Annotated in this window: 21 protein-coding genes; 9 read left to right on the top strand and 12 right to left on the bottom strand. The window is 73.5% G+C overall.

Translation table 11 applies throughout. The annotated features are described in order from the left end of the window. Positions 1 to 11: 11 nt before the first annotated feature. Positions 12 to 1,250 carry an FAD-dependent oxidoreductase gene (locus ABD811_RS14185; protein ID WP_344946555.1) on the bottom strand — a complete coding sequence of 413 codons (1,239 nt, stop codon included), beginning with the start codon at positions 1,248 to 1,250 and terminating at the stop codon, positions 12 to 14. Positions 1,251 to 1,388: 138 nt separating this feature from the next. Further along, positions 1,389 to 2,357, bottom strand: a complete 969-nt coding sequence (locus ABD811_RS14180) for a TIGR03557 family F420-dependent LLM class oxidoreductase (RefSeq protein WP_344946553.1) — start codon at positions 2,355 to 2,357, stop codon at positions 1,389 to 1,391. Positions 2,358 to 2,634: 277 nt separating this feature from the next. Between ABD811_RS14180 and ABD811_RS14175 the strand changes: the two genes are divergently transcribed. From ABD811_RS14175 to ABD811_RS14165, 3 genes are all read left to right on the top strand, one after another. After that, on the top strand, positions 2,635 to 3,684 hold the full coding sequence (locus ABD811_RS14175; RefSeq protein WP_344946550.1) for a DNA topoisomerase IB: 1,050 nt from the start codon (positions 2,635 to 2,637) through the stop codon (positions 3,682 to 3,684). Between the two features lie 113 nt (positions 3,685 to 3,797). Then, on the top strand, positions 3,798 to 4,964 hold the full coding sequence (locus tag ABD811_RS14170) for a carboxylate-amine ligase (protein ID WP_344946547.1): 1,167 nt from the start codon (positions 3,798 to 3,800) through the stop codon (positions 4,962 to 4,964). A gap of 43 nt (positions 4,965 to 5,007) precedes the next feature. Then, entirely contained in the window at positions 5,008 to 6,084 is a 1,077-nt protein-coding gene (locus ABD811_RS14165) for an iron-containing redox enzyme family protein (RefSeq protein ID WP_344946544.1), read from the top strand. Positions 6,085 to 6,091: 7 nt separating this feature from the next. Here ABD811_RS14165 and ABD811_RS14160 read toward each other — a convergent pair whose 3' ends face one another. After that, the gene (locus tag ABD811_RS14160) at positions 6,092 to 6,337 is read right to left on the bottom strand and encodes a CDGSH iron-sulfur domain-containing protein (RefSeq protein WP_344946541.1); all 246 of its coding nucleotides are present in this window, start codon (positions 6,335 to 6,337) and stop codon (positions 6,092 to 6,094) included. Then, a complete protein-coding gene (locus tag ABD811_RS14155) occupies positions 6,309 to 6,974 on the bottom strand; it encodes a HemK2/MTQ2 family protein methyltransferase (RefSeq protein WP_344946538.1) in 666 nt (221 codons plus the stop codon). The genes ABD811_RS14160 and ABD811_RS14155 overlap by 29 nt, the downstream gene beginning before the upstream one ends. A gap of 72 nt (positions 6,975 to 7,046) precedes the next feature. On the opposite strand from ABD811_RS14155, the gene ABD811_RS14150 reads away from it, so the two are divergent. Next, positions 7,047 to 7,508, top strand: coding sequence for an acyl-CoA thioesterase (locus tag ABD811_RS14150; RefSeq protein WP_344946535.1), 462 nt, complete (start codon positions 7,047 to 7,049; stop codon positions 7,506 to 7,508). Here the strand turns inward: ABD811_RS14150 and ABD811_RS14145 are convergent. Next, positions 7,484 to 8,656 carry an amidohydrolase family protein gene (locus ABD811_RS14145; RefSeq protein ID WP_344946532.1) on the bottom strand — a complete coding sequence of 391 codons (1,173 nt, stop codon included), beginning with the start codon at positions 8,654 to 8,656 and terminating at the stop codon, positions 7,484 to 7,486. The genes ABD811_RS14150 and ABD811_RS14145 overlap by 25 nt on opposite strands. 86 nt (positions 8,657 to 8,742) lie before the next feature. On the opposite strand from ABD811_RS14145, the gene ABD811_RS14140 reads away from it, so the two are divergent. Further along, positions 8,743 to 10,188 carry a type I glutamate--ammonia ligase gene (locus ABD811_RS14140; RefSeq protein WP_344946529.1) on the top strand — a complete coding sequence of 482 codons (1,446 nt, stop codon included), beginning with the start codon at positions 8,743 to 8,745 and terminating at the stop codon, positions 10,186 to 10,188. An 18-nt stretch (positions 10,189 to 10,206) separates the two neighbouring features. Here the strand turns inward: ABD811_RS14140 and ABD811_RS14135 are convergent, their stop codons facing one another. Together ABD811_RS14135 and ABD811_RS14130 are read right to left on the bottom strand one after the other, a co-directional pair. Then, positions 10,207 to 11,721 carry an Nramp family divalent metal transporter gene (locus ABD811_RS14135; RefSeq protein ID WP_344946526.1) on the bottom strand — a complete coding sequence of 505 codons (1,515 nt, stop codon included), beginning with the start codon at positions 11,719 to 11,721 and terminating at the stop codon, positions 10,207 to 10,209. Positions 11,722 to 11,850: 129 nt separating this feature from the next. Continuing rightward, positions 11,851 to 12,054, bottom strand: a complete 204-nt coding sequence (locus ABD811_RS14130; protein ID WP_344946523.1) for a hypothetical protein — start codon at positions 12,052 to 12,054, stop codon at positions 11,851 to 11,853. A 106-nt stretch (positions 12,055 to 12,160) separates the two neighbouring features. On the opposite strand from ABD811_RS14130, the gene ABD811_RS14125 reads away from it, so the two are divergent. Then, complete coding sequence (locus ABD811_RS14125; protein WP_344946520.1) at positions 12,161 to 12,733, top strand: CGNR zinc finger domain-containing protein; 573 nt, start codon at positions 12,161 to 12,163, stop codon at positions 12,731 to 12,733. Positions 12,734 to 12,835: 102 nt separating this feature from the next. Here the strand turns inward: ABD811_RS14125 and ABD811_RS14120 are convergent, their stop codons facing one another. Continuing rightward, a complete protein-coding gene (locus tag ABD811_RS14120) occupies positions 12,836 to 13,903 on the bottom strand; it encodes a M14 family zinc carboxypeptidase (RefSeq protein ID WP_344946517.1) in 1,068 nt (355 codons plus the stop codon). A gap of 83 nt (positions 13,904 to 13,986) precedes the next feature. Next, positions 13,987 to 15,432, bottom strand: a complete 1,446-nt coding sequence (locus ABD811_RS14115) for an LVIVD repeat-containing protein (RefSeq protein WP_344946514.1) — start codon at positions 15,430 to 15,432, stop codon at positions 13,987 to 13,989. 288 nt (positions 15,433 to 15,720) lie between these two features. Here ABD811_RS14115 and ABD811_RS14110 point away from each other — a divergent pair, with 288 nt between their 5' ends. Continuing rightward, positions 15,721 to 17,241: a peptide ABC transporter substrate-binding protein gene (locus ABD811_RS14110; RefSeq protein WP_344946511.1), complete on the top strand. Its 1,521-nt coding sequence runs from the start codon at positions 15,721 to 15,723 to the stop codon at positions 17,239 to 17,241. Here ABD811_RS14110 and ABD811_RS14105 read toward each other — a convergent pair. Next, positions 17,225 to 18,361: a tetratricopeptide repeat protein gene (locus ABD811_RS14105; RefSeq protein ID WP_344946853.1), complete on the bottom strand. Its 1,137-nt coding sequence runs from the start codon at positions 18,359 to 18,361 to the stop codon at positions 17,225 to 17,227. The genes ABD811_RS14110 and ABD811_RS14105 overlap by 17 nt on opposite strands. A gap of 102 nt (positions 18,362 to 18,463) precedes the next feature. Beyond that, positions 18,464 to 20,662, bottom strand: a complete 2,199-nt coding sequence (gene recD2 / locus ABD811_RS14100; RefSeq protein WP_344946850.1) for an SF1B family DNA helicase RecD2 — start codon at positions 20,660 to 20,662, stop codon at positions 18,464 to 18,466. Positions 20,663 to 20,925: 263 nt separating this feature from the next. Between recD2 and ABD811_RS14095 the strand changes: the two genes are divergently transcribed. Then, entirely contained in the window at positions 20,926 to 21,825 is a 900-nt protein-coding gene (locus tag ABD811_RS14095) for a serine/threonine-protein kinase (protein WP_344946508.1), read from the top strand. Position 21,826: 1 nt separating this feature from the next. Here ABD811_RS14095 and ABD811_RS14090 read toward each other — a convergent pair whose 3' ends face one another. Further along, on the bottom strand, positions 21,827 to 22,480 hold the full coding sequence (locus ABD811_RS14090) for a thiaminase II/PqqC family protein (protein ID WP_344946505.1): 654 nt from the start codon (positions 22,478 to 22,480) through the stop codon (positions 21,827 to 21,829). A 195-nt stretch (positions 22,481 to 22,675) separates the two neighbouring features. Here ABD811_RS14090 and ABD811_RS14085 point away from each other — a divergent pair, with 195 nt between their 5' ends. Next, a complete protein-coding gene (locus ABD811_RS14085; protein ID WP_344946502.1) occupies positions 22,676 to 23,959 on the top strand; it encodes a citrate synthase in 1,284 nt (427 codons plus the stop codon). The last annotated feature ends 7 nt before the right edge of the window (positions 23,960 to 23,966 follow it).

Genomic DNA, 23,966 nt, shown 5'->3' with positions numbered 1-23,966 from the left:
CGGGGGGCGCGTCACCGGGCGGCGGCGCCCGCCCTGACCGCCTCGGCGGGCACTGCCACCGACCTGCGCGGGAGCGTCCGCGCCAGGTGGGCGGCGACCCTGCGTGCGGCGAACGCGGTGCCCTGGACGAACTGCATGCCCGGCCCGAACGTCTGCTTGGCCATCAGCCCGACCGCGTACAGGCCCGGCATGGACGTCTCGAAGTGCGGCGACAGCCAGGGCGCCAGGCCGTCCCGCCGCAGCCCGTCGGCCAGGACCGGGTCCAGCAGGGGCAGGCGGCGCAGGTCGACCACGAAGCCGGTGCCGCAGACGACGTGGTCGGTGTCGATCTGGTGGGGCCGTTCGTCGGCGTCGGTGAGCGACAGCCGGACCCGGTCGCCGTCGGCGGCGGCGTCGGTGATCCGGTAGCCCAGCAGCGTGGGCACGCGGTCGACGAACCGGTCGCGCAGCCACCAGGCGCCGGCCGGTCCCAGCGCGGTGCGGGCGATGTGCCGGCGGGTGGAGCCCGGCAGGCGCCGCACCGTGTGCGGCATGTTCGCGTACACCCAGGTCCGCCAGCCCGATCCGAGACCCGACTCGGGGGCGAGGACCCGGTCCCGCAGCGGGCGGCGCGGCACGGGAACGCCGTTCCAGCGCAGCCGCTCGGCGCGGGCGACCAGCCGCACCCGGGCGCCGGCCTCGTCCAGCAGCACCGCGGTCTCCAGGGCGGCCTGGCCCGCGCCGACGACGGTCACGTCCCGTCCGGTGAAACCGCTGAGGTCGTGGTGGTCGATGGTGTGGCTGGCCAGCGTGGAGGGGAAGGCGGCGAGCGGCTCGGGGCGGCGGGCGAACGGCACGACGCCCACCGCGAGCACGACCGCCCGCGCCCGCGCCTGGTCGCCGTTGGCCAACTCCAGCACGAACCCGCCGCCGGCGGTCCGCACCGCGGTCACCATCGACGGATCCAGGTGCGGCACGGCCTGCCGCTGGAACCACCGGCCGTAGTCGACGAAACGTTCCACCGGAATCGGCAGGCTCCGCGCGCACGGCAGGCTGTTGATCTCACAGAACGCCACGAAACTGTGGGAGTTCCCCGGAGCGGCCAGGCCGGAATTCTGCGGTTCGGATTTCAGCAGCATTCCCCGCGGCATGTTCCGCGCCCAGGTCCCCATGGGCTCGCCGAACACGACGACGTCCAATCCGAGGGCGGCGGCGTGCGCCGCCACGGAAAGCCCATAGGGGCCGGCGCCCACCACCGCCACATCTGCCATGGAAGCGTTCACTACCGCGCCCCTCCACCGTTGAACCGAATCGCACCCACCTGTCTGGACGATCCTGCGACAGGGACACGGGAACACGCCAGTACCTGCGACTACTCCCGAATGAAGATTGGCCCCGGCTTTAGTTGATCAGGAGAATCGCGCACGCAGGGTGGGCAGCAGCTCGGCCCGCGCCCAGTCGCGGAAGTCCTTCTGCCGTTCGGCGCCGATCTGACAGAACGCGAGATGGGTGTATCCGGCATCGGCCCATTGCGCCACCCGCCGGACATACTCCTCCACATCGTCGCCGCACGGCACCGCCGCGGCGACGTCCTCGGCCCGAACATTCTGGGACGCCGCCTCGAAATTGACCGGACCGGGCAGTTCGGACATTACTTTCCATCCGGAAAGGCCCCATTTCCACAGCCGGTGCGCGTGCCGCAGCGCCTCGTCGGGGTCGCTCCCGAACGACACCGGGAGCTGCCCGTGCACCGGCTTGCCCGCGCCTCCGCCGTCCCGGAACACCTTGACGACCTCCGGCATGAGCCGGTCGGTGACGAGCATGTCGCCCCGCTCGGCCGCCAGCCCGCCCGAACGCGGCCCGGATGCGGCCACGCCGATGGGGACGGGCTGCTCGGGCAGGTCGTAGAGCCTGGCGGACTCGACCGTGAAGTGCCGTCCGCGGTGGTTGACGTACCCGCCGCCGAACAGCCGGCGGATGATCTCCACGGCCTCGGCGAGCATCTCGTGCCGCACGTCCACCGGCGGCCAGTCGCGGCCGACCACGTGCTCGTTGAGCTTCTCGCCCGCGCCCAGGCCGAGGGTGAACCGCCCGTCCGACAGCACCCCCACGGTGGCGGCCTTCTGCGCCACCACGGCCGGGTGGTAGCGCACGATGGGGCAGGTGACGTACGTCATCAGCGGGATCCGCTCGGTGGCCTGCGCCAGCGCCCCGAGCACGGACCAGACGTAGGCCGAGTGCCCCAGCTCCTCGATCCACGGGAAGTAGTGGTCGGAGATGACCGAGTAGTCGAATCCGGCGGCCTCGGCCCCCACCAGGTCCTCGACGAGCTGTTTGGGCGGCGTTTGTTCGCAGAGCAGCGTGTATCCGAATTCCATGCACGCTGCGCTACCCGGCCCGCCGGCGAAGATTCACCGCCGCCCGTGGCCGGGCAGAAGTCGGCGGCCTGCCTGCGGGAGTGGCCGGTGAAGAGGGCGGGCGCCCGGCCTCCGGCGGGTGAATGCAGTGCTCCCGCGATAGACGGGGAATGAGCCGTGCCGGAGGCCGGGCGCCTCGCACTCTACCGACATCCCGGGGCCCCGGCGGAATGACCGTTCCGGCGCCGGGTAGACCGTCGCCCGAACGATCCCCGGGCGAGAGGCGATGATCGCGGAAGTGTCGACGCTGCGACGCAGTGATCCGGCTGAACCGGGGTTCCGGCGCCGCCGGTGCGGACGCGGGTTCCGCTACCTGAGACCGGACGGCACGCCCCTGCGGGACCCCGAGCAGCTCACGCGGATCAAGAACCTGACCATCCCCCCGGCGTGGACGCAGGTATGGATATGTCCGACGCCGGACGGCCACATCCAGGCGGTGGGCCGCGACTCGGCGGGCCGCCTGCAGTACCGCTACCACGACGAGTGGCGCAGGCGGCGGGACGCCGACAAGCACGACCGGGTCCTGGAGTTCGCCGCCGCGCTGCCGCGCGTCCGCGAGATCACGGCCGAGCACCTGACCGGCCGGGGGTTCTCCCGCGAACGCGTGCTGGCCGCCGCGGTCCGGCTGATCGACCTGGGGTTCTTCCGGTCCGGCGGCCGGGAGTACGCCGACGAGAACGGCACCTACGGCCTGGCCACGATCACGCGGGAGCACGTGCAGTGCCGCCACGGCGAGGTGATCTTCGAGTACACGGCCAAGGGCGCCAAGGAGCGCGAGCAGGCGGTGGCCGAGGAGAGCGTCTGCGCGGTCGTGCGCGGCCTCAAGCGCCGCACCGGCGGGGGCGAGGAGCTGCTGGCCTACCGCGACGGTGACGGCGGGTGGCGCAACGTGCGGGCGGAGGACATCAACGACTACCTGCGGGAGATCTCGGGGGGCGACTTCACCGCCAAGGACTTCCGCACCTGGCACGCGACCGTGCTGGCGGCGGTGGGCCTGGCGGTGTCGGCGCGGACCTCGGACTCCTCCCCGACGGCCCGCGCCAAGGCGGTCCGCCGGGTCGTGCAGGAGGTCGCCGACTATCTGGGCAACACCCCGGCCGTGGCGCGCGCCTCCTACATCGACCCGCGGATCATCGAGCGGTACGAGCGCGGCGAGACCATCGCCCACGCCCTGCCCGAGCTCGGCCGGGACGCCGGGTTCGGGGAGCTGGCCACGCAGGGCAGGACCGAGCAGGCCGTCCGGGAGCTGCTGCTGCACGCCTCCGGCGAGGACGGGGGCGACGGCTGACCTTCCGTCCGCGTCCCGCCCCGGTCGGCCGCCGCCCGCGCGTCCGACGGCTCCCGCCATGGGGAACGGGCCGACAAAACGGGTAGGAACGGCTGGTCAACAGGGGGGTGGACATGTCGGACGCAGGGCTGTCCATGGGGGTCGAGGAGGAGTTCCTCCTGGTGGACCCGGTGACCGGAGCGACGGTCGCGCGCGCCGAGCCGGTGCTGGCACGCGCGCGTGCCGCTCCCCTGCCCGCCCCCGACACCAGACTCCAGGCGGAGCTGCTGAGGACGCAGGTGGAGGCCGCCACCGGGGTGTGCACCCGGCTGGACGAGGTGCGCCGCCAGCTGCGCGAGTCCCGGGCCCTGCTGGCCGACGCGGCCCGCGCGGAGGACGCGCGCCTGGTGTCGACGGGGACGGCGATCGCCGCCGCCCCCGCGCCGGCGTTCGCGTTCTCCCCCGGCGAGCGGTTCCAGCGGATCGCCGAGATGGGCGGCGGCGTGTTCGCCGACTACGAGGTGTGCGGCTGCCACGTCCACGTCGGCGTCCCGGACCGGGAGACCGCGCTCGCGGTGGTCAACCACCTGCGTCCCTGGCTGCCGACGCTGGTGGCGCTGGCGGTCAACTCGCCGATCGACCGGGGCCGCGACCGCGGGTTCGCCAGCTGCCGGGTGACCGAGAAGATGGGCCGGTTCCCCTGCTCGGGGGTGCCGCCGTGGTTCGGATCGGTCGCCGCGTACGAGCGCGAGCTGGCCCGGCTGGTCGACTGCGGGGCGATGGTGGACACGGCCATGACGTTCTGGCTGGCCCGCCCCTCGCCCCGGCTGCCGACCGTGGAGCTGCGCGGGGCGGACGCCGCGGGCACCGTCGAGGACGCCACGTTGCAGGCGGGGCTGTCGCGGGCGCTGGTGCGCACGGCGCTGGCCGACCTGGCGGCGGGGCGGGAGGCGCCGCGCGTGTCGCAGGAGGTGTGCGCGGTGGCGCTGTGGTCGGCCGCCCGGTACGGCATGACCGGCCCCGGGGTGCACCCGCTGCGGGAACGCCGCGTGCCCGCCGCCGAGCTGGCCGCCGAGCTGATCGATCACGTCACGCCCGCACTGGAGGACACCGGAGACCTGGCCGAGGTCCGCGCGCTGCTGGCGGGGGTGCTGCGGGACGGGACGGGCGCCGAGCGGCAGCGGCACGCCGACGCGCGCGGCGGCCCCCGGGCCGTGCTGGACCTGCTGGTGCGGCAGGCGGCGGGACGCCGGCAGGCCGAGCGGCAGGCCGGACCGACGCGAAGCATGGGCCCGTCCTGAACGGGTACCGGTGCGCGAAGGTCCCAAGGCGACGGGAGAGAGCATGACCCTGACCCCGACCGGTTCCACCTTCCCCCCGACCACCCGTGAGCCGGCCCCGCCGCTGCCCGAGCCGCGCGGGCCGCTGTCGGAGGCCGTGGTGACGGCGCTGCGCCGACCGGCGTCCGAACCCGCCCCGCCGCTGCTCGCGGCCGCCCATCCCGTCCTGCGCCGGTCCGCCGACCCGTACGGGGAGGATCTGCAGCTCGCCCTCTACACCTGCTACGAGCTGCACTACCGCGGGTTCGGAGGGGTGGACACGGCCTGGGAGTGGTCACCGGACCTGCTGCGGCTGCGGGGCGGGATGGAGCGCGTCTTCCTCGACGCGCTGCGCGCCGACACGCCCGGCGGCGACGACGTCGAGGGGACGCTGAGCGCGCTGCTGGAGGAGCCGGCGGACGCCTACGGCGTCTCGCACCACCTGCGCGACCACGGGGAGCGGTGGCAGCTGCGCGAGTTCGTGGCGCACCGCTCGGCCTACCACCTCAAGGAGGCCGACCCGCACGCCTGGGTGATCCCGCGGCTGCGGGGGCGGGCCAAGGCGTCCCTGGTCGCGGTGGAGTTCGACGAGTTCGGCGGCGGCCGGGCCGAGGCGGTGCACGCCACGCTGTTCGCCGACCTGATGGACGATCTCGGCCTGGACTCCCGCTACGGCCGCTACCTGGATCTCGTCCCGGCGCCGATGCTGGCGATCGTGTCGATGATGTCGCTGTTCGGGCTGCACCGGGGGCTGCGCGGCGCGATGGTCGGGCACTTCGCCGCCGCCGAGATCACCACGCCGCCCACGGCGCGGCGGATGGCGCGGGCCCTGCGGCGGCTCGGGGCGGGCCCGCGGTGCACCCGCTTCTACACCGAGCACATCGAGGCCGACGCCGTCCACGAGCAGGTGCTGCGGCACGAGGTCGTGAGGGACCTGCTCGCCCACGAGCCGGAGCTGGCCGCCGACGTGGTGTTCGGCGCGCAGGCCACCGAACTGCTGGAGGACCGGTTCGGCGAGCACGTGCTGGCGTGCTGGCGGGCGGGCCGCAGCTCCCTGCGGCACCCGCTGCCCTCCCCCCGGCTCGCGGCGTCACGGGACTGACGCCGCGTCAGGAGCCGGTACCGCGCCGGTCGCGGGACCTGCGGCACCGGCGGTGGCTGGTGTCGCAGAACGGGTAGCGGCCGCTGGCGCCGCAGGCGCACAACGCGACCATGAAGCGGTCCGAGGTGACCGAGGTCCCGTCGGGCAGCACCACCTCGATCGGGCCCTCGACCAGGATGGGCCCGCCGCGTTCGGCCAGGACGCGGCGACGCGGCGCGGCCGCCTCATCCGCGGGGCCGGGTGTGGTCGGCACGGATCACCACCAGTTCCTCGTCGTCCTGCCCGGGCCGGATCGCGCCCCGGGCCAGCAGGTCGGCCGTCCGGGACCGCATGACCGGTCCGAACGGCTCGCGCCGGCGCGCCGCCACCGACGTCTTCAGCCCGGCGGCCCGCAGGGCGCGCAGCGTGTCGTCCACCCCGCAGACCGACGACTGGGCGACCAGCAGCGTCCCGCCCGGCGCCAGGTGCCTGGGCGCCTGGTCGCAGATCCGGTCGAGCAGCGCACGCCCGTCGGGGCCCGCGTCCCAGCAGCGGGACCGTCCGTGCCGCGGCGGCGGGAACCGCCCCGACGGAACGTACGGGGGGTTGGCCAGGATGACGTCGAACAGTTCGCCCGCGACGGGCGCGAGGAGGTCACCGCGGTGCACGCGCACGCGCGCTCCCCGAAGGCGCGCGTTGACCCGGGTGGCCAGCACAGCCCGGACGGACAGGTCCACCGCGACGACCGCCCCCGCCGTCTCGCGCGCCGCCGCCACCGCGACCGCGCCGGTGCCGGTGCACAGGTCCAGCACTCGGGCGCCGCGCGGCACGGTCGCCTGCCGCAGGGCCTCGGTGAGCAGGGCCGTGTCCGCCTGCGGGCGATACACCCCCGGCGGCCTCAACATCCACATCTTTCGCCGAATACCCTCCACACACCCGCCAAACATGATCAAATCCAGACAAGACGGAGATACAGTCGTTCCGTGACGGACGATCGGCACCCGGCGACGGGCTTCACGCACCGGATCAGGGTGCGGTACAGCGAGTGCGACATGCAGGGCGTGGTGTTCAACGCCAACTACTTCGTCTACCTCGACGACGCCCTCGACCAGTGGTTCCGGCACTCGCTCGACGCCGGATACCTCGACCGGTTCGAGTACATGGTCAAGAAGGCGGCGATGGAGTGGTCGGCTCCGGCGCGCGTGCACGACGTGATCGAGCTGCGACCGCGCGTGACGCGGTGGGGGCGGACGTCGTTCGACATCGCGGTGAGCCTGTCCATGGACGGCCGTCCGATCGGCGAGGCGGAGTTCGTGATGATCAGCATCCGGCCGGGGACGCACCGGCCCGTGCCCGTCCCGGACGAGGTGCGCCGGGCGCTGGACGGCCAGGCCGCCTCGAACGGCGCAGCCGCCACGGATCAGAAGCGTTCGTCGAGCCGGTAGGCACGGCGGGCGTTGCCCGACGCGATCATCTCGGCGACGCGCGCGGCGTCGCGCTCCGTCCAGGAGCCCTCGGCCACGCCCTCGGCGAGGACGCGCCCCAGGCCGCGGCGGAACTGCAGCGCCCCCAGGTGGAACAGCTCGGGCAGGCCGTAGGCGTCGGAGGCGAACAGCACCTTGCCGAACGGCGCCAGTTCCATCAGCTCGGCGAGGATGACGGGCGCCCGGTCACCGAGGTTGTGGGTGCCCAGGCTGACGTCGACGAAGACGTTGGGGAACACCTGCGCCAGGTAGCCGGCGTTGCGGTGGAACGGGTAGTTGTGCAGCAGCATGACCGGGACGTTCTTGCGGGACAGCTCCTGGAGCAGGCCGGTGAGCAGCAGCGGGTCACCGCGGCGCAGGTCGGCCTCGGCGTCGCCGTAGCCGACGTGGAACTGGATCGGCAGCCCGATGTCGCACGCGCACCACACCAGGAAGCGGTGCAGCACCTCGTCCTGGATGCGCGGCGGGGCGTCGCATCCGGCCAGGCCGCGCTCGGTGTCCCGGAGCAGGCGCCCGGCCGCCTTCGTCACCTCCTCGCCCGACGGCCGCTTCCCCGACAGCTCCAGCCCGGCCCGGTAGGCGGCGATCGACTTGAACCCGGCCACCCGCGGCGCGCGGGCCTCCAGCCGGGTGCGCACCTCCCCGGCGAACGCCGAGGCGCCCACACCGTCGGCGACGACCTCCTCGGCCAGCGTCTCCAGCCGCAGGATCTCGTGCGCGGGCGCGTCGGCCAGGCCGCCCAGTTCGGCGGGCTCCAGCAGCGAGTCGGGGATGTAGCCGGTGTCCACGCACAGCGCCTCCAGGCCCGCCGCCCGCAGGAACCGGCGGTTCACCTCGGCTGCGCCCAGTTCGGCCCGGCGCGCGAGGTAGTCCTCCGGGTCGGCGTGGACGGGCAGGTCGAGCACCGGCGCGCACCAGCGCCGCACCGCGAATCCGATCCGCGAGTGGAACAGGCTGCCGCCCAGCTCCCCGGCCTCGCCGGCCTCGGTCAGCAGCGACTCGAACGCGGCGCGGCCGAGGTCGCCGCGGACGACGCCGTGGCAGTGGTGGTCCACCAGCGGCAGCGTCTCGATCTTCTCCTCTAACACGGCGTCCCCCAATCGACGCATGGTCGTGGCCTCGGATCGACCCGACTTCTACGATGCCCGTAGGAACAGCCTTCGCACCCGATGCGATCTGCGACCAGGGGGCCGTCGTGGTAGCAGTCCTGGATGACGCGTGGCCGCCGCTGGACCGCGCGGCACGCGACCGGCTCGGCAGGCGCGCCGCCGCGGCGGCCCGGGCCCTGGGCGACCAGGACGTGGTGGCGGTGGCGCTGACGTGGGTCGACACGAGCGGCATCACCCGCACCAAGGCGGTGCCGACGGCGCGTCTCGGGCACGCGGCCGAGTGGGGCGTCGGCATGTCGCCCGTGTTCGACGCCTTCCTGCTGGACGACTCGATCACCACCGGCCGGTACGCCGGCGGGCCGGTCGGCGACCTGCGGCTGCATCCCGACCTCGACCGCCTGACGCCGCTGGCGGCGCTGCCGGGCTGGGCGTGGGCCCCCGCCGACCGGTACGCCCAGGACGGCACCGTGCACCCGCTGGACGCCCGGGCGCTGCTGCGCCGCGAGACCGCCCGGCTGGCCGCGGGCGGCTGGTCGGTGCGCGCGGCGTTCGAGATCGAGTGGGTGGTGTCCGAGGGCGACGGCGACGACGACGGTTTCGTCCCGGCCTGCCACGGTCCCGCCTACGGCATGACGCGGATCAGCGAGCTGCCCGACTACCTGCGCGACGTGCTCACGTCGCTGGCCGCCACCGGCGTGACGGTGGTGCAGATCCACCCCGAGTACTCGGCCGGGCAGTACGAGCTGTCCGTGGCGCCCGAGGACCCGGTGGGCGCGGCCGACACCGCCGTGCTGGTGCGCGAGACGATCCGGGCGGTGACGTTGCGGCACGGGCTGGCGGCCTCGTTCTCCCCGAAGGTGGAGGCGGACGCGGTCGGCAACGGCCAGCACGTCCACCTGAGCCTGTGGCGGGACGGCGCGCCGGAGCCCGCGGACGGCGCGGGGCCGGTGAACGCCATGACCGGCGGCGACGGCCCGTTCGGGATGACGGCCGCCGCGGAGTCGTTCGCGGCGGGCATCCTGGAGCGGCTGCCCGCGCTGCTGGCGGTCGGCGCGCCGTCGGTGGCCAGCTACCTGCGCCTGATCCCGTCGCACTGGGCGGGCGCCTACGCCTGCTGGGGCCTGGAGAACCGCGAGGCGGCGCTGCGGTTCGTCACCGGGCCGGACGACGAGCGGACGCAGGCGGCCAACCTGGAGATCAAGTGCTTCGACGCCGCCGCCAACCCCTATCTGGCGCTGGCGGCGCTGCTGGCCGCGGGCCGTGCCGGGATCGGCGCGGAGGCCGTGCTGCCCGCCCCGGTCGACGTCGACCCGGCCTCCCTGGAGCCGGCGGACCTGGCCGGACGCGGCATCGTCCGGCTGCCCACCTCGCTCGGCGCGGCGGTGCGGGCGTTCGAGGCCGATCCGGTGCTGCGCGACGCGCTGGGCGAGGCCGTGATCGACACCGTCGCCGCCGTACGGCGCGGCGAGATCGACCTGCTGGACGGGGCCTCCCCGGAGGAGATCGCCGCCGCGACCCGCTGGCGGCACTGACCCGGCGCGCCGTCCCGCCTAGAACGTGACGAGCGGGTCGCCCACGAAGTCGGCCACGAAGTTGACGAAGAAGAACCCGAAGAACAGGAAGTTCAGCACCAGGATCGCGTGGTGCCACGGCCGGGGCCGCGCCGCCCGCGGCAACCGGGAGTTCAGGTACATCAGCATGAACGGGTAGATCAGCGCGCCCAGGTTGGACATGTTGGCCGACCACTGCACCAGGCTGACCGGCAGCGCGAGGTGCAGGACGACCGCGATGACCACCAGCAGCACCAGCATGAACGGGTAGTACAGGCGGCGCGGGTCGCCCTCCAGGAGCGCGCGCAGGCGGGGGCTGGTGGCGTGCGCGGCGTCGGTCGCCGCCCGCACCATCCCCTCGAAGATCCCCAGCTGGGTGCTGAACAGCACCAGCACGCCCAGCAGCAGCGCCAGGTAGAACAGCCACCGCCCGTACTCGGCGTCGAGGGCGGAGGCGACGAACGTGGGCATGTCGGCCTGCGTGGGCCGGGTGCCGGTCAGCTCGACGGCGCGGGCCATCAGGATCGTCGGCAGCAGCATGCCGAGCATCGCACCGACGAAGAACACGCCCCACATGTCCGCCAGCAGCAGCCGGTACCAGCGGCGCCACAGCGCGGTGTTCTTCTCGTCGTCGGGGAAGGTCACGCCGCTGGGCAGGAGCTTGACGCGTTCGCCGCGCATCCCGGCGATGAACCCGGCGCGGTGGCCCATGCCGTAGCCCTTGTCGCGGTAGTGCCCCATGACGTACCAGTTCAGCCCGGACGCCAGCGCGGTGAACCCGGCCAGCCCGCCGATCTGGGTGGCGGTGATGCCGTCGGGCGGCGCGGCCGGGGTGACGAAGCCCTTGAGGCCGTCCCACCACAGCCCGAAGGGCACCACGAACAGGCACAGGATCAGCAGGCCGAGCAGGATCGTCCCGACCATCAGCCAGTTGGCCAGCTCCAGCGCGCGCGACACGCGCCGTGCCCCGGCGGCGATCAGGAAGACGACGACCAGCAGCGCGATCGCCCACAGCCGCGGCTCCTCGGCGCCCTCCCCCGGCACCTCCCCGTGCACCAGCGCGTACATGCCCTGCCCGGCGGACGCGGCCCAGCCGCCCGCGATGAACGCGAAGATCACCACCAGGACCGACAGCGGCACCCACAGGAACCAGCCGGGCGGGACGCGGCCCCAGCCGACCACCGGCGCCTCACCGGTCGCCATCACGTACCGGGAGCACTCGATGTTGTAGAGGGTCTGCAGCACCGCCGACACGACGATGACCCAGCCGACGCCCTCGAAGCCGAACTGGCCGACCGCCTGCGGGCCGAGCAGCCACTCGCCGCTGCCGATCGAGATGCCGAGCGCGATGAGGCTCGGCCCGAGCGCGTGGCGGAACAGCTCGCGGGGGCCGATGCGGCGCACCCCGAAGACCTCTTCGGGGGTGGGCAGGTCGGTGATCGGGAGGTCGGGCCGGCTGACGCCGAGCGGGCGGGTGGCGGAGCGAGCGTCGGGGGCGGGGGTGGGGCCGGCCATACGGATCTCCAGGCGGACGCGCCCCCGACTTCCTCGGCTGACTGCATGATCCGTCACCGAGGCGACGCCGACAACCCCCTCCAGCAAACGTTTTCCGGATTTCGCGGCGTCAGCTCCGGCGCGCCGGGCTCACAAGCCGGGTGGAGCGGGGTCGGTGCGGGAGGGACCGCACGAGGCCGTGACCACCCGTCCGGCCGCATACGGCTGCACGCGGACCTGCACCTCACCGCAGGCGCAGCGGGTGTAGGCGACCACTCCCTCGGAGGTCAGGTGCCGCGACAGCACCTGGTAGATCTCGCTTTCCGGCCAGCCGCAGCGCGGGCACTCGTCCACGACGCTCCCGTCCGTCTGTGTCTCCGGCGTTCCCACCGGACGTCCGTAAGGGTTATAACTAATATGTCGTTTACAGCATGACATGGGAGTGGGAGCCGGGGCAACGATGCGGATCACGGGATACAAGAGCCACGGGGTCGCGGCCGCCGTGGCCCTGGTGAACGCGGTCACCTCACGGGACGGCGATGACGGCGAGGACGCGCTGCGGGCGGTGCTGCGCGAGAACGGTTTCTTCTGGCACCAGTTCGAGTCGCGCGACGCCGAGCCGTTCCGCCGCTGGGGGCGGGCGCTGCGGCCGTTCTTCGAGGCCACCGAACTGGAGCAGGCCGTGGCGCTGCTCAACGAGCTGATGGCGGAGGTGCCCATGCACCCCCACCTGGCCGACCACGACCCGCACGGCCTGCACATCCACTACGCGCCGCCGTCGGCGCGCCTGCCGCACCGCTTCCGCGCGACGACGCTGATGAACCTGTCGGAGCTGGTGGTCGAGCACGGCCTGAGCCGCACGGGCGTGTGCGCCGCGCCCGGCTGCGACCGCGTCTACGCCGACACCTCACGCGCCGGGCGGCGCCGGTTCTGCTCGGAGAACTGCGCCAACCGCACCAACGTCGCCGCCTTCCGCGCCCGTCGGCGCGCCCCCCGCGACGCCGACTCCGGGCCCGCCGACTCCGGGCTCTGAGCCGCGGCCGGGACGCCGCCGGGGCGCCGTGCCGATCGTCCGGATAGCGGGACGCCCCGTCCCGCCGAGGGCGGGACGGGGCGTTGGGGGGAGGAGAAGGGATCAGTGGGTGCCGCGGTCCCGGGCCGCCGAGGCGCCGCCGGGGAGCGACGGGCCCCGCGGCGGGATCCTGTCGGCGGCGGCCGGGTCGAGGCGGTCCAGGGCGCCGGACGCGGCGGCCTCGGCCAGCTCGACCATCGACCGGTAGGCCGTGCGGACCTGGAAGTGCTCGCGCTCGGGCGGCAGGGCGCTCAGCTCGACCAGCAGGGAGGCGCTGCCGAGCAGACCGTAGGCGTTGCGCGCGATGCCCTGGTAGGTGCCGCCCGGGTACTGCGACACCACGGCGCCCGCGCGGGTGAACGCGTCGTGCACCGCCACGCCGACCTGCTTGGAGCGGCGCAGCGCGGCGGCGGACACCGACGGGTGGTTCGGCCACAGGATCGACGTGGTGATCTCGCGGCCGTCCGGCGGCGGGAAGGCGTAGCGGCCCTGCATGTGGTAGTCGACGACGATCGACGGGCGGAACGCGGCGTAGGTCCGCTGGATCACCGCGGCCTCGGTCGCCGGGTTGTCGCCGGGCGCGACGGCCGGGTCGTGGTAGCGGTTGATGTCGTAGCCCTTGCCGGGCTCGCCGTACTCGGGGTCGGCGTCGGGGTCGTAGTTGTAGCGCCACTGGTGCTCGTGGCCGTCGGGGTTGGCGCGCACCACGATGCCCAGCGTGATCTTCGAGCGGACGGCGCGGGCGGCGCGGCTGTCGGACTGGCCCAGGGTGCGCAGCGCGGCCAGGGCCGACTCGGTGCCCAGGGGCTCGTCGCCGTGCTGCTGCGTCACGTACATCACGCGCCTGGGTCCGGAGCCGAGCGTGGCGAACCAGATGGGACGGCCCTCGTTGGACTTGCCGACGCTGCGGACGGTGACCCGCCCGTGGGAGGCGCGCTCGATCTGCTTGAGGGTGCGCGCCAGCTCGGCGTTGCTGTGCAGCCGGACGCCGCCCTTCTGCGCCTGGGGCGCGGCGGCGGCCTGCGGGGCGGCGGTGATCGTCGTGGCGTGGGCCGGGGCCACCAGTGCTCCGGCTGCCATCGCGAGTGCGGCCAGGCCGACGGTTCCGGTGCGGGCACGCAGATGCGTCACGGGGGGATTCCTCCAGATGGGGGGTTCAGGGGATGTGACTTCGGAGGGCTTTGGGGTTTCCTGGACCCGCCGCGCGTGCCGCCTCAGCGGAAGGTGGTCTTCAGGATGTCGATGCCGCGGGCGTGGTCGGCCACGTACACGTAGTCGCCGTGGTAGTAGGCCGCCCATGCGCGGGCGTCGTCGGGCCGGTAGTAGGCGATCTGGCGCGGGTTGGTGGGGTCGCGCACGTCGATGAACCGGGTGCCCTGCGAGTAGAACGCCTGGGCCAGCACGCCGTTCTTGACGTCGAAGTAGTGGGCCGAGCAGTCGTCGGTGTCGGGACGGCTGCCCTCCTGGCCCGCCACGCCCCAGGTGCCGAGGGTCTGCAGCCGGAACGGGTTGGCGGGCGTGGACCGCCAGCCCTGGCCCCCGTACGAGCCCTTCAGCGACGCGATGACGAGCAGCCCGTCGTTGGCGCAGCCGTCGTTGAAGGTCTCCTCGGTGACGACGAGCACCTGCCCTTCGCCCCACTTGCGGGGGTCGGGCCCCTGGTCACGGGTGCTGCCCACGGCCCGGAAGCTGTTGTGCATGAACGAGGAGTTGGTGGTGGCCTCGTCCAGGCCGCCGCCCGCGTACGGCACCGGATCCCAGGCGGTGGCCGTGCGGTGGCGCTTCTTCACCGGGTCCCAGTGCCGTCCGCTCGTGTAGTAGCCGCGCACGCCGCCCCGGCCGGACGCCCAGGCGACCCCGGCCGAGTCGACCTGGATGTCGTGGGTGTAGTCGGTCTTGCCGTCGTTGCGGCCGGTGTCGATGGGGTCCTTGAAGACCTTGGGCTTGCGCGGGTTGCGCACGTCCGTCACCCACACCGGGCGGCCGCCCCAGTCGGCGGGCATCCAGTTCGCCTTGGCGGGGCCGCCCGACCACAGGTACTGGCAGTCGTTGATGCACGAGGTGGTGTGCCCGGCGGGGATCACCTGGTAGGCGATCTGCCGCGGGTTCTCGGGCTTGGCCACGTCGATGACGTAGACGCCGGACTCGCCGGTGTCGGTGGTGCCGCCGAAGGCCCGCGGGTCCCGGGACAGGTAGATGATCTTGCGCTTGTGGTCGGCCTCGGTGTCCTCGCCCTGCCAGAAGCCGGGCAGGTCGAACTTCCCGACCAGCTTGGGGCTGCGCGGGTCGGCGCTGACGTCGTAGGCCTTGAGCCCGAACCGGCCGCTCACGTACATGATCGTGCGCTTGCGCGGGCCCGAGCCGTAGTCCATGAAGACCAGGGACGTGGCCTCCTTGGCGTCGGGCACGTTGCCGACCCGCTGCGCGCCCTTGATCGCATCGGACACCTGGGAGGACGTCTTGCCGACCGGTCCACTGCCGTGGCCGGCGTGCGCGCCGAGGTCGCGTCCCTCGCCCTGGGCCTGCGACACGGTGGTCCGCTGGTTGCCGGGCTCGGGCGGGCAGGCCCACGCCGTGCCGGCCATGGCGAGCGCGGAGGCCGCCGCCGCGGCGGTGCCGACGAGGACACGCCTGGACTGTCGCTGGGGTCGGGTACGCATCGCGCCTCCACGCCGAGGGGATGAGGGGCCTAGGCAAGTGTGGACGCGTAGATCGCCGCGCTCAATCGGCGAGTAGTCACAAAAAACCCGGCCCGGTTGGTGATCAGATGATCGCCCGGCAGGTGGACACCGGTAATCCGGCCCATGCCCCCGGCCGTTTTCGGACGGCCCATGACGGCCGCGTGCCCTTCCCGCGCCAGGGGACGGTGCCGTACGCTCACCCGCGTCGTCCGCCACCGCCGTCGGAAGGGACCGGTTGAGCTCTGGAAAGGCCCCGAGGAGGGGCGGGTGAGGAGCGTCACGCGCACGGCCGCGCTGGTGACCGGCGCGGTGGCGATGCTGGTCGCGCCGGTGGTGGCCATGCGGGCGTGGAGCGACCCGGCCGACCCGCGGATCTCGGTGGGCGCGGCGCCGCCCGCCACGCTGGTGCCCGGCGACGTCCACGACCCCGCCGGCCGCATGATCGCCGGTGCGGTGTGGACCGGGCTGACCGCCCACGACGGGCGGGGCGGCACGCCGGTCGACGCCGCCGCCGAGTCGATCACCAGCCCGGACCGGCGGGTCTGGACCGTACGGCTGCGTCCCGGCGGGCGGTTCCACGACGGCTCCCTGGTGACGGCGCGGTCGTTCGTCGACGCCTGGCGCGCCACGCTGCGCGAGGGCTGGCACGGCGCCCGCCTGTTCACCGACGTGGCCCGGGTGAAGGGCGCGGGCGGCCGCGACGACGACGTCGACGGGCTGAAGGTGCGCGACGAGCGCACGTTCGAGGTGACGCTCGACCGTCCGCTGGCCGGCTTCCCCGCGCTGCTGGCCGACCCGGCGTTCCTGCCGATGCCCGACGCCGTGCTCCGGTCCCGCGACTGGGCCTCCTACGGGCGCGCGCCCGTGGGGAACGGCCCGTTCCGCGTACGCTCCCACGACGCCCGCGAAACGGTGCTGGAACCGCGGGACGGCCGCGGCCGCACGGTCGTGGTGCGGGCGATGCCGGACGCCGCGGCCCAGTACCGCGCCGTCCAGGCCGGTGACCTGGACGTGGCCACCGCCGTCCCGCCGGACCGGCACGGGTCGATGGACACCGACTTCCGCCGTCATCACCTGGTGGTGCCCGGCCGGGCCATGACGTACCTGGTGATCCCCGAGTGGGAGAAGCGGTTCGCCGGTCCGACCGTGCGGCACGCGCTGTCGATGGCGGTGGACCGGCGCGCGGTGACGGAGGGGCCGCTCGGGCATCAGGCCAGCCCCGCCAACGCCCTCGTCCCGCCGGGCATCGCGCTGGGCCGCCGCGAGGGCCAGTGCCGGGTGTGCGTGCACGACGGGGCCGCCGCGTCCGCGGCGCTCGCCGACGCCGGCGGTCTGGACGGGCCCGTGCCGATCTGGTACGAGGCGGGCGCCGGTGACGACGCGTGGGTGAAGGCGGTCGCCGACCAGTGGCGTTCGACGCTGAAGCTGGACGCGCGCCCCAGGGCGGTGCCCGCCGCCGAACTCCGCGAGGCCATCGCCGACCGGAAGGTCGACGGCCCCTTCGTGCTGCACTCGGCCGCGGACTACCCCGCCCCCGCCGCCGCCCTGGCCGCGCTGCCGCACCCCGGCGGCGACGCGTCCGACCTCATCGAGCAGGCCGAACGCGCCGCCGCACCGGACGAGAGCGTGGTCCCGGCGCGGCTGGCCGAGTCGTCGCTGCTGCGCGACATGCCGGCGATCCCGCTGTGGTACGGGCACGATCACCTGGTGTGGTCGGAGCGCACCCGCGGGGTCACCGCCGACGCCTTCGCCGGGCTGGCGCTGGCCCGTCTCACGGTGACGGACTGACCTCGGCCAGGGCGGACCACTCGGCCCTGACGCTCGCCGACTCCTCCTCACGGTCGAGGATGGCCAGCCCGCGCCACAGCCGGTTCAGCACCTCGGTGAGCCGCCGGCGGTGGAAGGCCGAGCCGTCCCGGGCCGGCGGACGGTACAGATCGGCGGACTCGGCGAGCGCGGCCACCGCCTCGGCGTCCCGGTCGACCTGGATCAGGCACACGGCCAGGTCGCGCAGCGAGCCCGCCAGCTCGTCGCGGACCTCGGGGTCGGCCGGGTCGCGGCGACGGTGCTGCCGGACCGCCTCCTCGAAGTACGGCACGGCCTCGCCGTCGCGTTCCAGCATCGACAGGGCGACGCCCAGCCGGTTGGCGGCGACGGCCAGGTTGGCGCGGGCGTCGGGACGGCCGGGGTCGTCGGCGTGGTCGCGGTAGACCTCGACGGCCTGCCTCAGCCGCCCGGCCGCGTCGTCCAGGCGGTCCTGGACGAGCAGCCGCAGGCCCAGGTCCAGGGCGGCGTCGCCGAGCTGGACGGTGTCGGCGAGCAGCCGGGCGTGCGCGACGGCGCTCTCCCCCACCCGGATGCTCTCGTCGACGCGCCCGGCCTCCTCGAGGAGCTGGCCCAGCAGCAGCTCGCACGCCACCAGCGGCTCGGCCTTCCCGGCGTCGTCCGGCGCGGGCGGGTCGGCGGGCTCGGGCGACTCGTCGCGGGCCGAGGTCGCGGCGGCGATGGCGCCGTCGAGGTCGCCGGCGGCGCGCAGCCTCCGCGCCAGCCGCGTCAACGCTCCGATGCGGTGGCCGTGCAGCGAATCCCGGGTGCCGTTGGCCAGTTCCTCGTCGCGGTAGCCGGTGGTGGCCGCGACGATCTCCTTGAGCAGCGGCACGGTCTCGTCGGCCCGTCCGGACGCCGCCAGCCGCCCCTCCAGGTTGCGCAGTGCGACGACCAGCACGCTGCGGTACCGCACCGGGTCGCGGTCGAACAGCCGCCGCGCGGCGGGCACGGCCCGGCGCAGGTCGCGGACGGCCTCGTCCATGCGGCCGGCCGCCGCCAGGTCGTGCGATCCGTTCACCAACGCGACGACGGTCTCGGCGTCGAGCTCATCGGCGTCGGGTGGGGAGGCGCTGCGGGACACCTCGGTCAAGACGGGAACCCCCTCGGGAGACGCGAAACTGCGGTTGATCAACGTAACGGACGAGGCCGCCGGGCGATCGGTTCCGCACGCGCCGTCACGCCGTCACGCCGGGGCGGCCAGGCGGTGGGCCAGGGCGGTGTGGCGGCGTCCGGCGCCGGCGGTGCGGACGGCTGCGGCCAGCGCGCGGCGCGAGCCCACCAGCACCACCAGCTTCTTGGCGCGGGTGATGCCGGTGTAGAGCAGGTTGCGGCGCAGCATCATCCAGGAGCCGGTGGTCAGCGGCATGACCACGGCCGGGTACTCGCTGCCCTGCGAGCGGTGGATGGTGATCGCGTACGCGTGGGTGATCTCGTCCAGCTCGTCGAAGGCGTAGTCGATGTCCTCGTCCTCGTCGGTGCGGACGGTGAGGGTGTGCTCCTCCTGCGAGACCTTGGTGACGACGCCGACGGTGCCGTTGAACACCCCGGCCTCGCCCTTGTCGTAGTTGTTGCGCAGCTGCGTGACCTTGTCTCCGGGCCGGTACACCCGGCCGCCGTAGCGGCGTTCGGGCTGCCCCTCGCGGTGCGGGGTGAGGGCCTCCTGCAGCAGCGTGTTGAGGGCCCCGGCGCCCGCCGCGCCCCGGTGCATCGGCGTGAGGACCTGCACGTCGCGCCGCGGGTCCAGGCCGAACCTGCGGGGGATCCGGTTGGCCACCACGTCCACGGTCAGCTCGGCGGTCTCCTCCGGGTCGTCGCACGGGAACAGGAAGAAGTCGGGGTAGCCGCGGGTATGCGGGTGCTCGCCGGAGTTGACGCGGTGGGCGTTGACGACGATCCCGGACTGCTGCGCCTGCCGGAAGATGCGGGTGAGCCGCACGCGCGGGATCACCTCGGCGTTCAGCAGGTCGGCCAGCACCTCCCCGGCGCCCACCGACGGAAGCTGGTCGACGTCGCCGACCAGCAGCAGGTGGGCGCCGCGCGGGACCGCCCGGACCAGCTTGTTGGCCAGGATCAGGTCGACCATCGAGCTCTCGTCGACCACCACCAGGTCGGCGTCCAGCGGGTTGTCCAGGTCGTACTTGGGGTCGCCGCCGGGCTGCAGCTGCAGCAGCCGGTGCACGGTGGCGGCCTCGTGCCCGGTCAGCTCGGCCAGCCGCTTGGCGGCGCGTCCGGTCGGCGCCACCAGCACGATCCGGGCCTTCTTGGCGGCGGCCAGCTCGACGATCGACCGCACCGTGAAGCTCTTGCCGCAGCCCGGGCCGCCGGTGAGCACCGCGACCTTCGAGGTCAGCGCGAGCCGTACCGCCTCCTCCTGCTCGGGCGCCAGCTCGGCACCGGTGCGCCGGCGCAGCCACGCCAGGGCCCTGTCCCAGTCGACGTCGGCGAACGCCTTCAGCCGGTCGTGCCCGGCGTCGAGCAGCTCCCGCAGGCCGCGCGCCAGCGACCGCTCGGCCCGGTGGAACGGCGGCAGGTAGACCGCCGGGACGGTCCCCGCGCCCTCCGCCGTGCCGGGCACCGGCTCGCGGACCACGCCCTCCTCCTCGGCGGCGAGCTCGTCCAGCGCCGGGCCGATCAGCTCGCGCGGCACGCCGAGGATCTTCTCGGCGGCGGTGATCAGGTTGGGCTCGGGCAGGAAGACGTGCCCGTCGTCGGCGGCCTCCGACAGCGTGTACCGCAGCCCCGCCTTGATCCGCTCGGGGCTGTCGTGCGGGATGCCGACCGCCTGGGCGATGGTGTCGGCGGTCTTGAACCCGATGCCCCACACGTCGGCGGCCAGCCGGTACGGCTCGCGGCGCACGGTGTCGATGGACGCGTCGCCGTACTGCTTGTAGATCCGCACCGCCAGCGACGTGGACACCCCGACGCCCTGCAGGAAGACCATGACCTCCTTGATGGCCTTCTGCTCCTCCCAGGCGTCGGCGATGCGCCTGGTGCGCTTGGGGCCGAGCCCCGGCACCTCCACGAGCCGCTCCGGCTCCTCCTCGATGATCCGCAGGATGTCGGTGCCGAAGTGCTCCACCATCCGGTCGGCCATCACCGGGCCGATCCCCTTGATCATGCCGGAGCCCAGGTAGCGGCGGATCCCCTGCACGGTGGCGGGGAGCACGGTGGTGTACGACTCGACCTCGAACTGCCGCCCGTACTTGGGGTGCGACCGCCAGCGTCCGGTCAGCCGCAGGCTCTCCCCCACCTGCGCGCCGAGCAGCGCGCCGACCACGGTCAGCAGGTCACTGCCGGTCTTCTCGGTGGCGACGCGGGCGACCGTGTACCCGGTGTCCTCGTTGGCGTAGGTGATGCGTTCGAGGACGGCCTCCAGCACCACGGGCCCCGGCGCCTGCCCCGCGTGCTGCGGTGCTCGGCCTGAGTGCCGCGGGCCCTGGCCCGCGTGCCGTCCAGAATCCGGCGCGCCGTTCGTCACAGATCACATCATGTCGGATGCGCCGCCGCGCTCGGCACCGAACGCGGCGGGCTCGCCCTCCGTCCCCCGGCCGGCGGGACGGGCGCCCGGCGGCCCCCACGACTTCGGATTCGAGATCATCTCGTGGAACGATGAAGTCCCCGCCCCCGCACCCGGAACCTGGAGCCATGCAGCCGCCCCACGACCTCCCTGAGAAGATCGGCCCGTACCGGGTGCTCGGGCGGCTCGGCGAGGGCGGCATGGGCCAGGTGTACCTGGCCGCCTCGCCGAGCCGCCGGCTGGTCGCCGTGAAGATGATCAGGCCGGAACTCCTGGACGATCCGCACTGGCGGGCCCGGTTCCGCCGGGAGGTCGCCTCGGCGCGTTCGGTCAGCGGCTTCTACACCGCCGCCGTGGTCGACGCCGACCCCGACGCCGAGCTGCCCTGGCTGGCCACGCAGTACATCCACGGCATCAGCCTCGCCGAGGCGGTACGGGAGAAGGGCCCGATCCCCGAGCAGGCCGCCTGCCATCTGGGCGCCGGGCTCGCCGAGGCGCTGATCGCCATCCACCGCGCGGAGATCGTCCACCGGGATCTCAAGCCGTCCAACGTGCTGCTGGCCGGCGACGGCCCCCGCGTGATCGACTTCGGCATCGCCCGTCCGCTGGACGCCCGTCCGCTGTCGCGGTCGACGATCGTGGGCACGCCCGCGTTCATGTCGCCCGAGCAGGCCCTCGGCGAGGCCGTCACGCCCGCCAGCGACGTGTTCTCCCTGGGCTCGACGCTGGTGTACGCGGCGACGGGCACGGCCCCGTTCGGCACCGACCGCAAGACGCGCGGCCGCATCGTGCACCGCGCCCCCGACCTGACCGGCCTGCCCGACCCGCTGCGCGGCCTGGTCACCCTGTGCCTGGCCAAGGCCCCGGAAGAGCGGCCGACTCCCGAGCAGGTGCTCACGGCGTTGTCCACGTTGCTGGACGCCCACTACGGCGAGGAGTGGCTGCCCTCGGCCGTCGGCGAGCTGATCGGCGCCCAGGAACGCACCCTCGCGCAGCTGACCGCCGAGCTGACTCCCCCGCACGAGTAGTTCACAGGCCGTCGGCCAGGGCGTCCCAGAACGCCTTCTCGTAGGCGTGCAGCAGCCGGGCGGCGCGGGCCATGTCGGCGGGCTTCTCCCCCGCCTCCAGCGCGGCCGCGATGACGGCCGTGGCATGCCCGTCGAACCCCGGCGGAGGTTCGGCGAAGAAACGGAAGAACCCCACCGCGTCCTCATCGAACCCGTACCGCTCCGTGAGCGCGTCGGCGGCACGCCCGCAGTACGCCCCCCACTCCTCCAGGTTGGCCAGCATCGCCAGCGCGACCTCACCGGCCGTGCCGAACGCCGCACGCTGCGCCACATAGGCCGGGTAGGTCTGCGCCGAAGGACGCGGCTCGTAGGCGATGAGATCCATATCACTCAGCCCCAGCGCCGCGGCGAAGACACGAAGGAGCTCCAGCGCCCGCCCCTCGCCCTGCGCGAGCGCCAGGAACATGTCACCGGCTGGCGGCTCCGGGTAGCGGGAGGCCAGCAGCGCGAAGCTGCGCCGGTCGCTGCCGAGGATCCGGTACTGCTCCCCCGCCAGCCACACCAGCCGCTCGCGGGGCACATCGCCGCTCTCCAGCAGCGCGAGGAACCGGTTGCCGGAGGCCGCGGCCTCCTCCCGCACGGCTCGAACCAGCTCCGTCGCGTCATGGGTCGACATGGCCTCAACCCAGCATCCGGCGCCCCGCCCCGTCAACCCACGGCCGGTCAGAGGACCCCATCAGCGGACTGATCACCAACTTTCGGATCTTCCGTGACAAGACCACCCAGCCCGCAGCAAGACCCATCTGATCACGTGGATACGATGAAACTCGGAGCGTCTACGCAGGTGTGGACAGCAGTTGGGAGCGAGTGCATGTCCGATTTCGAGCTCAACCACACGGGCGGGCGGATGCCTCTTGAGGTGACGCAGGCCACCGAGGGACCCTCGGGGCTCGGCATCAACAGTCTCCTCAAGGAGACCGGCCACGTCACCCTCGACGCGGGGTTCACCAACACCGCGTCGACCACGTCGTCGATCACCTATATCGACGGCGAGGCGGGCATCCTGCGGTACCGCGGCTACCCGATCGAGGAGCTCGCCGAACGGTCGTCCTTCCTGGAGGTCGCCTACCTGCTGATCTACGGCGAGCTGCCGACCGCCGATCAGTTGGAGCGGTTCACCGACCGGGTGCGGCGGCACACGCTCCTGGACGAGAAGTTCCGCAACTTCTTCTCGGTGTTCCCGCGGCGGGCCCATCCGATGGCGGTCCTGTCGTCGGCGGTCAGCGCGCTGTCCACCTTCTACCAGGACAGCCTGGACCCCTTCGACGACGAGCAGGTCGACCTGTCCAGCGTCCGGCTGATCGCCAAGCTGCCGACGATCGCCGCGTACGCCTACAAGACCTCCGTCGGACAGCCGCTGCTCTACCCCGACAACTCCCTGGGGTACGTGGAGAACTTCCTGCGGATGACGTTCGGCCTGCCCACCGAGCCGTACGAGGTCGACCCCGAGATCGTACGAATCCTGGACATGCTGTTCGTCCTGCACGCCGACCACGAGCAGAACTGCTCGACCTCCACGGTGCGGCTGGTCGGCTCCAGCCACGCCAACCTGTTCTCCTCGGTCTCGGCGGGCGTGGACGCGCTGTTCGGCCCCCTGCACGGCGGCGCCAACCAGGCCGTCCTGGAGATGCTCGAACGCATCCACGCCGAGGGCGGCGACGTCGAGGGCTTCGTCCGCCGCGTCAAGAACAAGGAGCCGGGCCTCAAACTCATGGGCTTCGGCCACCGCGTCTACCGCAACTACGACCCGCGCGCGGCCGTGGTGAAGAAGGCCACCAAGAAGGTCCTGGAGACCCTCGGCCAGGACGACCCGCTGCTCGACCTGGCCATGCGCCTGGAGGAGGTCGCGCTCAGCGACGACTACTTCGCCGAGCGCAAGCTGTACCCGAACGTCGACTTCTACACCGGCGTCATCTACAAGGCCATGGGCTTCCCCACCAACGCCTTCACCGTCCTGTTCGCCCTGGGCCGCCTCCCCGGCTGGATCGCCCAGTGGCGCGAGATGATGAGCGACCCCGCCACCAAGATCGGCCGCCCCCGCCAGGTCTACGTCGGCCCCGGCGAACGCCACTACGTCGACATCTCCGACCGCTGACCCTTCA

The sequence above is a fragment of the Actinomadura miaoliensis genome, assembly GCF_039536785.1.
GTDB classification, from domain to species: Bacteria; Actinomycetota; Actinomycetes; order Streptosporangiales; family Streptosporangiaceae; genus Spirillospora; species Spirillospora miaoliensis.
Note: the sequence above shows the minus strand (reverse complement) of the source record. Positions and strands in the feature narration are given on the sequence as shown.